Source organism: Pedobacter sp. PLR, from assembly GCF_026239675.1.
In the GTDB taxonomy this organism is placed as follows: domain Bacteria; phylum Bacteroidota; class Bacteroidia; order Sphingobacteriales; family Sphingobacteriaceae; genus Pedobacter.
Map to the genome: position 1 here is coordinate 22,435 of NZ_JAPIVQ010000004.1, position 12,522 is coordinate 34,956.

At 41.2% G+C, this 12,522-nt stretch carries 10 protein-coding genes and 1 tRNA gene; 5 read left to right on the top strand and 6 right to left on the bottom strand.

What is annotated here, in order from left to right:
- Positions 1-114: 114 nt before the first annotated feature.
- Complete coding sequence (locus tag OQX61_RS10695; protein WP_265841661.1) at positions 115-1,086, bottom strand: AraC family transcriptional regulator; 972 nt, start codon at positions 1,084-1,086, stop codon at positions 115-117.
- A gap of 75 nt (positions 1,087-1,161) precedes the next feature.
- Between OQX61_RS10695 and OQX61_RS10700 the strand changes: the two genes are divergently transcribed.
- The 3 genes from OQX61_RS10700 (at position 1,162) to OQX61_RS10710 (ending at position 7,229) form a co-directional block, all read left to right on the top strand.
- Positions 1,162-4,215: a SusC/RagA family TonB-linked outer membrane protein gene (locus tag OQX61_RS10700; RefSeq protein WP_265841662.1), complete on the top strand. Its 3,054-nt coding sequence runs from the start codon at positions 1,162-1,164 to the stop codon at positions 4,213-4,215.
- 34 nt (positions 4,216-4,249) lie between these two features.
- Positions 4,250-5,764 (top strand): SusD/RagB family nutrient-binding outer membrane lipoprotein, encoded by a 1,515-nt coding sequence (locus OQX61_RS10705; RefSeq protein ID WP_265841663.1) that lies wholly within the window; start codon positions 4,250-4,252, stop codon positions 5,762-5,764.
- Positions 5,765-5,861: 97 nt separating this feature from the next.
- Positions 5,862-7,229, top strand: coding sequence for a PepSY-associated TM helix domain-containing protein (locus tag OQX61_RS10710; protein WP_265841664.1), 1,368 nt, complete (start codon positions 5,862-5,864; stop codon positions 7,227-7,229).
- Here OQX61_RS10710 and OQX61_RS10715 read toward each other — a convergent pair.
- Together OQX61_RS10715 and OQX61_RS10720 are read right to left on the bottom strand one after the other, a co-directional pair.
- A complete protein-coding gene (locus OQX61_RS10715) occupies positions 7,210-8,184 on the bottom strand; it encodes a helix-turn-helix domain-containing protein (protein WP_265841665.1) in 975 nt (324 codons plus the stop codon). The genes OQX61_RS10710 and OQX61_RS10715 overlap by 20 nt on opposite strands.
- A gap of 159 nt (positions 8,185-8,343) precedes the next feature.
- Positions 8,344-8,805 carry an Lrp/AsnC family transcriptional regulator gene (locus OQX61_RS10720; RefSeq protein ID WP_265841666.1) on the bottom strand — a complete coding sequence of 154 codons (462 nt, stop codon included), beginning with the start codon at positions 8,803-8,805 and terminating at the stop codon, positions 8,344-8,346.
- Positions 8,806-9,121: 316 nt separating this feature from the next.
- Here OQX61_RS10720 and serC point away from each other — a divergent pair, with 316 nt between their 5' ends.
- Complete coding sequence (serC, locus tag OQX61_RS10725; RefSeq protein ID WP_265842153.1) at positions 9,122-10,225, top strand: 3-phosphoserine/phosphohydroxythreonine transaminase; 1,104 nt, start codon at positions 9,122-9,124, stop codon at positions 10,223-10,225.
- On the top strand, positions 10,222-11,082 hold the full coding sequence (locus tag OQX61_RS10730) for an RNA polymerase sigma factor RpoD/SigA (protein ID WP_265841667.1): 861 nt from the start codon (positions 10,222-10,224) through the stop codon (positions 11,080-11,082). The genes serC and OQX61_RS10730 overlap by 4 nt, the downstream gene beginning before the upstream one ends.
- Positions 11,083-11,135: 53 nt before the next feature.
- Here OQX61_RS10730 and OQX61_RS10735 read toward each other — a convergent pair.
- From OQX61_RS10735 to OQX61_RS10745, 3 genes are all read right to left on the bottom strand, one after another.
- A tRNA-Arg gene (locus OQX61_RS10735) sits at positions 11,136-11,209 on the bottom strand.
- 88 nt (positions 11,210-11,297) lie between these two features.
- Entirely contained in the window at positions 11,298-12,182 is an 885-nt protein-coding gene (locus OQX61_RS10740; protein WP_265841668.1) for a DUF1080 domain-containing protein, read from the bottom strand.
- 106 nt (positions 12,183-12,288) lie between these two features.
- A complete protein-coding gene (locus tag OQX61_RS10745) occupies positions 12,289-12,483 on the bottom strand; it encodes a hypothetical protein (protein ID WP_265841669.1) in 195 nt (64 codons plus the stop codon).
- Positions 12,484-12,522: the final 39 nt, after the last annotated feature.

The following is a 12,522-nucleotide window of genomic DNA, read 5'->3' on the forward strand; positions in this document are numbered from 1 at the left end:
TCTCCTTTTCCCGTGAGGGACTACAAAGGTATAAATAAAATAATTTAAAGAAAAGAATTTCGTGATAAATGTTGTTGATTTAGAAGAGATTGGACGGAAAACAGTCGTTTTGAACTACGTAGTGAACAAAATCAGACAGAATTCCGGATCAAAAAACAGGAAGAACATCTTAATCTTGTTCGGCAGGTAACCAAAGTATTTTTTGAAGGCGCTGGTGAAATGCGTCGCATGTTTATAGCCCATCTTTTCCGATACCTCAGACACGCGGGAATCCCCTTGAAGTAACATGGCTTTAGCCTGTTCCATTTTATATTGGTTCAAATATCCGTAGACTGTAGTACCATATGCCGCCTTGAATTGCTTCTTCAGGTTAAACTCGTTGGTGCCTACCATGTGTGCCAATGTTCTAAGTGAAAAGGGGCGGTCAATGTTCTGAATCAGAATTTCCCGGGCTTCCTGCATTTTATCCAGCTCTTCCTGCTTTAACCGGGGGGCCGGCTGTTGTTGCTGTAGCTCCAGTTGCGAAATTTTGATGGCCAGTAATTCGATCACCTTTGATTCTAAAAACAGGCGTTCACAAAAACCGGTATGCGGAGAGTTTTCTATCCCATTTAAAATTGCGTTGATCTCGGGGGTGATGTGCAGGTGTTGCTCAGAGAATAGTATAACATCGGGAGCGGAAGCTTCCTGTTGCGATTGTAAATGAATAGCGGCTGGATGATCTTCGGGTAAATACCTTGATAAAAAACCGGCACTCATCTCTACAGAAACAATCTCATTTGATTCTTCTGTAAAGCCTTCCTGAAAACAAGATTTTCCTGTGCTCCAGAGCAAATTATACTGCTGACTTTCCAGCAGGGGTAAGGCTGAAACTTGTCCATCCTCATCAAAAGATAATTTTCCTTTGAGTACGAATATCATTTGATAAGCAGCCTGATTTCCCTCTTCCTGGAGCAAAGAAAACCCTTGGTCTCCGTTTAAGGTAGCTTTTTTCTTTGAATAGCCTATAGTAAGATCCTTGGATCCGTAAAATGAACGGTCTTTTATTTCTCCTTTTGGCGTCATCTGTTCTCCCTTTTGCGTCATCGGCTACTGATATCTTTGCGGCGAAGTTAAAGTTATTAAGATTAAATCTTAATAAAATATCAAAATAATATTTACATGAACAAAAAAGCTACCCTAATTATTTTCCTGTTAACGATCTCTACGGGTCTCCTTGCTCAGGTAAGGATGATCACAGGGAAAGTGATAGATCAAAAGACTGGAGTAACCCTTCCGGGCGCAACCGTTATCCGCAAATCGACCAATGAGATAGTGAGCACTGATGCAGCAGGTAAATATAGTATCAACGCAGCAACCGGCGACTTACTGACCTTTTCCTACACTGGCTACGTTACCCTTGAACAAAAAGTAACTGCGGATAAAAATATCCTGAATGCCTACCTGGACGATTCAGTAAACCAATTGTCGGAAGTCATGGTGACTGGTGCTTTGGGGATCAAACGTCAGGCAAGAGAATTGGGAACCTCAGCAACGCTGATCACTAATGAAAACCTGAATCAGGGTAAAGTTGTCAACCCTTTACAAGGTCTGGCGAGTAAAGTAGCCGGGTTGAGAATCAATATGAACGATGCCACAACGGGTAAAACTGATCAGTTGGTGCAAATCAGACTTCGTGGTTCACGTTCCTTCAATGATGCTAAAAACAATCCTATATATGTAGTAGATGGGGTACCTGTTCCAGACATCGGACGCTTAAACCCGAATGATATAGAAAATATTACCGTCTTAAAAGGCGCAAACGCCGCTGCATTATACGGCTCAGAAGGCGTAAACGGTGCTTTAATGATCACTACTAAAAAAGGAACAAGAGGTAAAGGGCTGGTTAGTTTCTCTAATACCACTACTTTTTCAGACGTTCACCTGCTGCCGCCTGCGCAGACACAATTCGGACAGGGGCAAAATGGCGTGTATTCTCCAACAGAATATGAATCATGGGGACCGGCATTTGATGGCAGCATCAGAGACCTGGGCTTAAAACTACCAAATGGCGTACAGCCAACCGCTTTATATGCAACTCCTTCAAAAGACAACCGCCTGGACATGTTCCAAACCGGTAGAACTTTACAGAATGACCTGTCTTTTTCTGGTGGTGATGAAAAATCTACTTACTATTTCTCCGTTCAAAATGTAAATATCAAAGGGGTAATTCCAGGGGATAAAAGCTCAAGAACAGGAGCGAGGTTTAACGGGTCCAGAACTTTCGGAAAATTGAACACTTCTTATAATGTCAATTATATTGCTGCAAATAGAAATACCACACCAGATGGTCCATGGTATAGCACCTATGTGCAACCTGCAAATCTTGACCTTAATGGCTTGAAAAACTGGAGAGATCCAAATTCAGCAGCCAACCCGCTAAACTATTATACAGATGCTACCGCTGCAAAGAATCCATTTTTCCTAATGGATAACAATAGAAATACTTCAAATCAGCAAACCGTTAATGGTAAGATTGAACTGGATTATGAATTTACACCATGGTTTAGTGCAATTTACCGCATTGGATTGTATACTACTTCAGAAGATAGTAGAGCAACCACCAATAAACTAGCCTCTCCTTCAGGAAACAGGAATGTGAATGGTTCAGTAAATGATGGAAGCAACAATTTCCGCAGAGTAAACAGTGATTTAATCCTGAACTTTAAAAAGGACTTCGGAAAATTTACTACCCGATTATTGGTTGGACAAAACATCCGCATGGATGATTCTAAGCTGACTTCAATAGGAAGTGCCAATCTTTTATTCCCGGATTTATTCAACCCGGGGAGCCGTGCAGGTGAGTTAGATGGTACTGCTTCAATTACTAAATACAGAGCATTAGGTACCTATGGAGAGTTTACTGCCGGGTATAACAACTATTTGTTCCTGACCTTAACCGGTAGGAACGATATGGTTTCAGTATTGAGCAAAGAAAACCGCTCTTATTTCTATCCGGGTGTAAGTACTTCCTTTGTTTTTACGGAAGCTATCAAAGGGTTAAAAGACAGTAATGTGCTTTCTTTCGGAAAGATCTTTGCCTCTTACAACAGAACGGGTAATGTTACTTTAGATCCTTACAGTTTAAATAATGCCTATTCACAGATCAATGGTTTTCCTTTTGGCGGATTAGTAGGGTTTACACCTGGCTTAACCAGCCCAAACAGAAATATCAAACCAGAATTTGTGACTTCCTATGAAGTAGGGGCTCAGTTGGGCTTCTTCCAGGATCGCCTAAACTTTGAAGCTGCTTATGTATACTCAGATTCAGATGGTCAGATTTTCGATGCACCGATTTCAAGTGCTACGGGGTACAACAGTACCATTGTGAACGCAGGGAGATTGACCAACAAAATCATTGAATTGAGTGTTAGTGGTGATGTAATCCGCAAAGACGACTTCAGATGGAATGTTGGTTTTAACTTCACACATATTAATAATAAGGTGAAAACTATTTTCGGCGGACAGGAAGAATTCAGAATGTTCAGACAGGCTTATGCGGTAGTAGGACAAACTTATCCATTATTAAAGGTTAGTGATTACCAAAGAGACGATCAGGGAAGAGTAATTGTTGATGCTAAAGGTAATACAACTACCATAGCCGACAGCGCACCTCTTGGTACCATGGTTCCTCCTTATCAGATGGGCTTAAGCACCATGATTAATTTTAAAGGAATCAGCATCGGTGCTCAGTTTGATGCCCGTCTTGGTGGTTGGTTGTATTCTGAAGTGGTGCCGAGAATGTACACTGCAGGTACGCATCCAGCGACTACTGCTTATAATCGTGAACCTTTTATCTTCCCTAATTCTGTAATCAACACTGGCACCGCAGAACAGCCGGTATATGTAGAAAACACTTCAGTTTTCTCCAAAGGCGATAAAGCTTTTTGGGATGGACAGGGAAAAGTGCAAAGGAATACGGCTGCAAAGTCGGACTTCTTTAAGCTAAGAGAATTGAACATCAGCTATGCCTTGCCTAAAGCATTACTGGCTAAACAAAAAGTGATCCGAGAAGCTAGTTTTGGTTTGGTAGGCACCAATTTGTTTATCGTCAGACATAAGAGCAATACTTATGGGGATCCTGAATCCTTGTACAATCAAACCGATGGTTACCTGAGTTTCAGACAGATTCCTCCAACCAGAACGTTCGGTTTTAACTTGAATGTTACGTTCTAATTTATTAAAGATACACGCTGAAGAATAACATATCATGAAGAAAAGTATAAAAATATTCGTTTTTGCAGCCAGCTTATTCAGTCTGACTTCCTGCGAAAAATTCCTGGATGTGAATGACAATCCGAATGGTCCAACAGAGCAATATCTGATTTTAAGTGCCCGTTTACCTGGCGCTTTAATCAGCACTGTAAATCAGGAAACCGTACAAATCAATCAATTGGCGGCTTTCTGGGCAGGATACTGGGGTACCACAAGTGAAGCTACCAATCAGTTCTATAAAGAAAAGACCTATAATGGGGTGGCCATCCGCGGAACCAGAGACGGAATTCAAATCTGGGAAGGTACTTATAACACCTTATTATATTATCAATTGATCAAAGAACAGGCGCAAAAGGAAAGTGCGCCGTTTTATTCGGGAATTGCGAAGATCATGCAAGGCTGGCACTTTCTGCACCTGGTAGATATTTACAACAACGTACCTTTTGACGAGGCTTTGAACAGAACGCAGTATTTGCAACCAAAATATGAAGATGGAAAGATTGTATATGAAAAGTCTGTTCAACTGATTACCGAAGGGATTAATGAGATTAAAGCTGCTGCAGCAGATCAAAATCCAGGCAAAGCTGATATCATCTTTGGCGGCGACAAGCAATTGTGGGCTAAATTTGGAAATACGCTAAAATTAAGAGCGCTGATCCGCCAGTCGGAAGCAAATAATGATGCTTATATCACTACCGAGATTGATAAGATTAAACAGGAGGGAACAGGGTTTTTGGGCCTGGGAGAAAATGTAGCTACCAAACCAGGCTACATCAATTCTAAAGGGAAGATGAATCCTTTTTGGGAAACCAATTACAGAGGAGTTAATGCTTCTGCGACCAATCATGTGAGTTTGCGTCCAACCCAGCATATCATCAATATTTATAGTGTATTGAAAGACCCACGTCTGGCGGGTTTATATACCAGTATCGATGGTGCTTTTAAAGGTGTGATTTTTGGAAATCCTGTTGTAGATGAGCAATATGCAGCAAAGAAGACTTCTGCTTTTAAAGGACCAAATGAAAACAACGGAAAAGCAACAGGTCTATTCAAGAGCTTTGATCAGGCTTCAATTTTGATGGGCTCTTTTGAAAGTTTATTCCTTCAGGCCGAAGCGGCTAACAGAGGATGGATTTCCGGATCTGATCAGACCTTCTATGAACAGGGAATTGCAGAGTCATTCAAATATATGGAGGTAAATGCAGGACTATTTGCCGCATACAACGAGCAGGCGACTGTGAAATTAAGTTCAGCACCAGCAGATCAGCGTATAAAAAGGATCATTGAGCAAAAATGGTTAGCGCTAAACAGCATCAGCAGTCTGGAAGCATGGAGTGATTACAGAAGGTTGGGATTCCCGGAGATTCCTAATTCCTTATTGGCTCCTTCACCAGATGCAAGACCATTAAGATTGATGTATCCGGAATCTGAGCGCCAAACTAACGCTGCAGAAGCAGGTAAACAAGGTAATGACGAGGTTACCGTTGGCAAGATCTGGTGGAATAAATAAATCCGCATAAAATAACCACATCGTAACAAATCCGCAGGTATTAAGACTAAGTCTAAATAATTGCGGATTTGTTTTATATTTGTAAAAAATAGCCTTAATGAAACCAAATACACCTAAAAGCGCCTGGCAAAAAACACGTAAACTTTTTAACGACATCCATTTATGGATCGGATTAGCAAGCGGGATCATTGTGGTCCTGGTTTGTTTAAGTGGTACGCTGTATGTTTTTAATACAGAATTGAAGGAGATGGCGAATCCTGAATTGTATAAAGTAACGGCTCCGGCTGCTGCAAAAGCGATGCCTGTTGAATCACTGATCAAACAAGTAAAGGAAAGCACAGGAGGGAAAGTAGTTTCTATAAAAATCCCGGCTGATCCGAACAGGACTTACCAGTTTATGGTGAGGATGAAAGAAGGCGGGAAAGATAAAAAAGAAGGTAAGCTGGCCACTGCAGGAGCTGGAAATGAGCAAGCCGGAAAAGGAAAAGAAGGTAAAGAAGATAACAAACGGGAAGGAAAAGGAGATAAAGGAAAAGGTGGCAAGCCTGAAGAAGGAAAACGTCCTTCAGCTTTTGCGGTAAACCCATACACCGGGGAAGTAATTGGTAATATCTCTGAAGTGAAAGGTGCAACTGCTTCCTTCATGAAAACCATGTTTAGCCTGCACAGATGGTTGTTATTGGACAGAATAGAAAAACCGATTTTCGGCGAACTGGAAAACAGAAAGCTAGGAAGTTATATCAGTGGTGCCGCCACCATTCTATTTACGATTGGTGTAATTACCGGAATGGTGATCTGGTTTCCCCAAAGGATCAAATCATGGAAACAAGGCTTAAAGGTCAAATGGTCTGGAAGCTGGAAAAGAACGAACCACGATTTACACAATAGTTTAGGTTTTTACTCCTGTATATTTTTATTCCTGATGGGGATTACCGGTCCACAATGGTCTTTCCCATGGTACAGAGAAGCCTTAAGGAAAACTTTGGGTACTTACCAGCCAGAGGGATTTGAGCCGCCTAAAGACCCTGTTTCGACAGTTGTAGCGGGAGCCGCTCCTTTAAACCTGAGCGATTACCTTAAAAAAGCAGATGCAGCCTTACCTTATGAGGGAGATTATAGCATCAGCTTACCAAAAGATTCTGCTTCGGCCATTGCGGTTATGAAAAATAAAACAGGATTTTTTGCACCTGCCGCAGGTGATAAAGTACTTTTAGATCAATATACCGGTAGCGTACTTAAAACGGAAGTGTTTAAAGATAAGCCTTTCAACGAACGTGTTTCCGGTTCTATCAAAGCCCTGCATTTGGGTGATGTATATGGCATGTTTACCAAGATCATCTATTTTCTGGCCTGTCTTATTGCGACTAGTCTGCCGGTAACAGGTACTCTGATCTGGCTGAACAAGCTAAAAAAGAAAAGAAAGAAAAAGGTAAAGCAAGTACCTGCTATGCAGCTTTCGGCTTAAACTTATCGCGATAATCTTTAGGTGTCATTCCGGAGTTTTTCTTGAAAAGCTGTCTGAAAGTTTTCAGATCATTATAGCCGGAATCTAACATTACTTCCAGAATACTGAGGTTGGTTTGCTCTAAAAGCTTTTTAGCCGCCTCAATTCTGGTTTTTTGTAAATACTCAATCAGGGTATTTCCGGTAGCCTGTTTAAATCTGCGCACAATATTCCTCCTGCTGGACGGGATATGTTGCAGAATATCTTCAATGGTTACCGATTCTTTATACGCATTTTCAATGCTCAGCTGTGTTTTCGAAACCAGTTCATCACCATGATCTCTTACCGGATGAAAGCTGCCAAAATGGCTTTGCTGTTCCCTGTTCATATCAATAGAAAATATTTTGGCAATGTGAATTGCCGTATCACGGTTACAGTAATTGTGGATCAGCATCAGCATCAAATGAAAACTACTCGTTGCGCCGCCACTGGTATAAATTCCCTGGTCTACGGTAACCACCTTTTCCGGCTTAAAATAGACATCCGGAAAGCAGTTGGCAAAGGCACTACTGGCATTGACATGTGTAGTTGCACTTTTCCCGTTTAACAAGCCTGTAGCGGCCAGCAGAAAAGCTCCGGTACAAAAACTAGCCAGTTCTGCACCTTTCTTATATTGCTGTTGCAGCCAGGGCAGGTACTCCAGGTTTTGATGGATAGCCGTATTCAGGTCGGGATTGTCGAATGCAGGGATTAAGATGAGGTTTTGTTGTCCGGATTCGGATAGGGAAAGCGCATTGTATTTTTCAAATAGATTACCCTCCGGTGAAACAGCCGCGTTACGAATCAGGTTGATCTGAAAAAAAGGTGCCCTGCCGATTTCTTCATAATAATGGTTCACAGTATCAAACACATCCAGAATCGCGGCTACGCTTAGTAAACGGTATTTATTGGGGAGTAATAAAGCTACCTGTATCATGTAATTTACGTTTTAGAGGATGCAAATTAATAAAATATCTCTGCTAATCAAGGAGATAACTGTGGGGCTGAGTTCAGTATCTTAACGCTATAGCCAGAATCCTGCATTACCGTAATAACAGTTGGGGAGTAAAAAAGGTTTAGGGGGAGACTGATGTCTTTAGATCTTGTAACTGGTATCTCTTTTCTCTTCTGATAAAACCAGAAAGCTCTGTACACTGCCTACATTGGGTAATTTAGACAGTTTCCCACGTAGAAAATCATTGTAACCTTTCATATCCGGAGATACAATTTTCAGGATAAAATCGAAATTTCCGGTGATGTAATAACACTCTCTTACATCTTCGAATTGCACCACTTCTTTTTGAAAAGCACTCAAGGCTTCCTCAGAATGGTCATTCATCTGGATGTGGGTAAAGGAAATGATACTGTTACTGCTTTTTTGCAGGTCTACCAATGCGGTATATCCTTTAATATAGCCATTCTGTTCCAGCCATTTTACCCTTTCAAAGATCGGGGAAACACTTTTCCTTAACCTTCTGGCCAGTTCTTTATGCGTCATTCGGGCATCTTCCTGTAGCAGGCGCAAAATTCCAAGATGGGTAGGATCTAATTTAGACATATTTCAGGAAATAGATTTCTAGCTTAGTGTAGGTGTTTTACAAAGTAATCAGGGTCAAATATAGTATTATTTATTTTTTATGAAACATTTACGGCCTTTCAGCCTAAGGATAGTGTATAACATACCTTAACCCCTTAAAAAAGAAGAAAGTAAGGAAATTAAATTTTGCCATAGCACTACGGCTCAATTGCTACCCAAAAATTGTATGGTATAAAGCAGTCAAAACAGAAAAATTTGCTGAATGTAAACAGAAAATGAGATATCCGTTTTGACCTACCGAACTTTGGAGGTATCAACCAAAACCTATAACACAATGATCAAACACAATTTCGGTGCCGGGCCATGTATTTTACCAGCCAGAGTTTTAGATCAGGCAGCAGATGCTGTCAGAGATTTTAATGGCATTGGTCTTAGTATTTTAGAGATTTCCCATCGTACTCCTGAGTTTGAAGCTGTCATCAGGGAAACACAGGATTTGGTGAGCGAACTGCTGGGTGTGCCCGCAGATTACAGCGTGCTGTTTTTGCAGGGTGGTGCCAGTACCCAGTTTTCTATGTTAGCCATGAATTTTTTGCACCAGGGTAAAAAAGCTGCCTATCTGGATAGCGGATTTTTTTCTTTGAAAGCCATTAAAGAAGCATTGTTTTTTGGTGAGGTGGATATTGTGGCCTCTTCAAAAGATAAAAACTATTACTATGTTCCTGTAGGGTATCAAATTCCGGAGGATGCCGCTTATTTTCATTATTGCTCAAATAATACCATAGAAGGAACGGAGATGTTTAGCCACCCTGCTACCAATGTTCCGGTGATCTGCGATATGTCTTCTGATATTTTTAGCAGAGCGATTAACGTTGCAGATTTTGACCTGATCTACGCCGGTGCACAAAAAAACATGGGCCCCGCAGGTATGACTCTTGTGGTGATTAAAAACAGCTTGCTGGAGAAAATCGAGGTACAAGCGCCTTCTATGTCTGATTACCGCATTTACAGAGACAATAACTCTATGTTTAATACCCCTCCGGTATTTTCAATCTATGTAGCCATGCTTAATTTAAGGTGGCTAAAAGAAAAAGGAGGTGTACCACAACAGGAACTGGAAAACATCGCCAAATCAGGATTGTTATATGAGGAAATAGATAGAAACACCTTGTTTTATGGCCTGTCTCATCCAATCGACAGGTCCAGAATGAATGTGACCTTTAAAATGTATGATCCGGAGCTGGAAGCAGCATTCCTGGATTTTGCAGTAGCAAATGGGATTGTGGGGATTAAAGGATTTCCTTCTGCGGGTGGTTTCAGAGTCTCTTTATACAATGCATTACCGATATCGAGTGTGGAAGTACTCGTAAAATGTATGCAGGATTTCGAAGCGAAAATATTAAACCAAAAAGTATCATTAGAAAATAAAGTTACGGCATGAGACAATTAAAAATTGCACCATCCATTACCAATCGCGACTCCGAATCTATTGATAAATACCTGACTGATATCGGAAGAATCGACCTGGTGAATGTAGAGGAAGAGTTGAATCTGGCCAGAAGAATTAAAAAAGGAGATAAAGCAGCCCTGGATAAACTGGTGAAAACCAATTTGCGCTTTGTCGTTTCTGTTGCCAAAAAGTATCAAAACAGAGGTCTGCAGTTGGCCGATCTTATTAGTGAGGGCAACCTTGGCTTGATTAAGGCCGCAGAGCGATTTGATGATACCAAAGGTTTCAAATTTATCTCTTTTGCCGTATGGTGGATTCGTCAGAGCATCATGCAGGCATTGGCCGATCAGAAGAGAATGATCCGCCTTCCGGGAAATCAGGTACTTGGTATCATCAAAATAAATAAGGCGACAGATCTACTGGAACAGCAGTTAGAAAGGTTGCCTACTTATGAAGAGATTTCTGTGGCAACGGAGCTTTCTGAAGATAAGGTTTCCGATTATTTGTCGAGTGCCCCATTGTCGTTTTCATTGGATATGACGACCAATGAGGAAAGCGGTTTTAGTTTGCTGGACAGCCTCGCGAACACCAATGTGCCGAATACGGATGCACTCATGATGACAGAATCCTTAAGTGAGGATTTACAGCGGACCTTAGGCGTACTTCCGGAACGGGAAAAATGGATCATCACACTTTTCTTCGGATTGGACAACCATACTGCCCTGACCTTAGATGATATGGTGGAAGTTTTTAACCTGAGTAAGGAACGTATCAGACAACTAAAAGACAGGGCCCTGAAAACGTTAAGACAGCATTGCAGGACTCCGTATTTAGCAGAGTATTTTTAAAAAAAAAGACGACGTCTGGAGCAACGTCGCCTTTAATTAAGAAATAAATCTTGTACACCCAATAGGATTCGAACCTATGACCTACGGTTTAGAAAACCGTTGCTCTATCCAGCTGAGCTATGGATGCGTCCAATTTTTTTGGTGCGGCAAAGGTAGAAGTAAAAACGGACACCCGCAATAGCAGGTAGAAACAAATAATTCAGGGAGAACCAAGCCTATTTGCGCCTGGTTTTTTCTTTTAATGGGGATAAATCTTTGAGTTCTACTTTGCGGAAGTCAATCGGTTGGCCTTCACTTTGTAAGGCGATAAAACCGCTGCTCAATAATTTGCCGTCGATTTTGATCTTTGGATCATAATTGTTGGCTGTACCGCCGCCAATTTGTGGTTTAGAATATTGCAACACCGTATCTCCATTGATGATGTGTGTGATCAGCGAGTCACCTAATACAATCAGCTCGGCACGAACCCACTGGTCGCCATGATAAGTTTTTGAAGTTGAATTGAGACAGTGGGAGGAAGCAATTTTCCCCTTATAAACTACATTAGTTCCCGGTGAACACATATTTCCCGTAGGCCTTGGTTTGCCATCACCCAATCCCCCTAAAAACTGCATTTCTACAGAAATTGGCCAGTCTTGCTCTTTAGGCATCGTTCTTGGATCCTGAGAATGGAACATCACCCCACTATTTCTTAAGGTATAATCAGGTGCACCTTTCTGCAACTCTCCTACAAAACGATATTCTACTACTAAGTGATAATAGGAGTAAGGAACCTTATAGTATAAATGGCCAAATTGGTCGTTAAAGTCGCCATACTGGTCATATCTTACTTTTACCATGCCATCTTCCACGCGGAAAGTATTGCCGTAGTTCTCGCCAACCTCATGGTGCGCGATCTTTACAAACCAATCGTCGATATTCTTTTGATTAAACAGGGAGATCCACCCGTTTTTATTAGCCGCCGGGTTTAAAACGGGTTTCTTCGCAGCCAGATTTGAAGCTGGTTGCTTTTCCTCAGGGTTTGAAACCGGCTTTTTTACCGTGTTAAAGCTCAAAAAAAGGGCAGCGCAAGCGAGAGGAACAAGGAAGATTTTTTTCATAATTTGGTTCAGATTTGTGTGTGGTTGATCCCAAAATACAAAAAAAAGAGGATATCCATAACTGAATATCCCCTTAGGCTATAGTTCTTAACGAGGTGGTTAAGACTTATTTTTGTTTTGCTACAGGTTTAACAGCTGCTTTTGCAGTTGGTGCTGCTGCGGTTTTATTAGCTTCAGCTTTATGTGCTACTGCTTTTGCATGATGTCCTTTGTGAGCTGGTTTTGTAGTTGCAGCAGGAGTTTGTGCGAATGCGCCGAAAGTTGTTGCAACTAATGCAAGCGCTAAAATTGTTCTTTTCATGTTTTTAATTGTTTTATGTGATTTGTTAGATCAAAGTTG

Coding starts and splice junctions, on each gene's coding strand:
- OQX61_RS10695 (WP_265841661.1), bottom strand. CDS start 1,086: ATGACGCAAAAGGGAGAACAGATGACGCCAAAAGGAGAAATAAAAGAC.
- OQX61_RS10700 (WP_265841662.1), top strand. CDS start 1,162: ATGAACAAAAAAGCTACCCTAATTATTTTCCTGTTAACGATCTCTACG.
- OQX61_RS10705 (WP_265841663.1), top strand. CDS start 4,250: ATGAAGAAAAGTATAAAAATATTCGTTTTTGCAGCCAGCTTATTCAGT.
- OQX61_RS10710 (WP_265841664.1), top strand. CDS start 5,862: ATGAAACCAAATACACCTAAAAGCGCCTGGCAAAAAACACGTAAACTT.
- OQX61_RS10715 (WP_265841665.1), bottom strand. CDS start 8,184: ATGATACAGGTAGCTTTATTACTCCCCAATAAATACCGTTTACTAAGC.
- OQX61_RS10720 (WP_265841666.1), bottom strand. CDS start 8,805: ATGTCTAAATTAGATCCTACCCATCTTGGAATTTTGCGCCTGCTACAG.
- OQX61_RS10730 (WP_265841667.1), top strand. CDS start 10,222: ATGAGACAATTAAAAATTGCACCATCCATTACCAATCGCGACTCCGAA.
- OQX61_RS10740 (WP_265841668.1), bottom strand. CDS start 12,182: ATGAAAAAAATCTTCCTTGTTCCTCTCGCTTGCGCTGCCCTTTTTTTG.
- OQX61_RS10745 (WP_265841669.1), bottom strand. CDS start 12,483: ATGAAAAGAACAATTTTAGCGCTTGCATTAGTTGCAACAACTTTCGGC.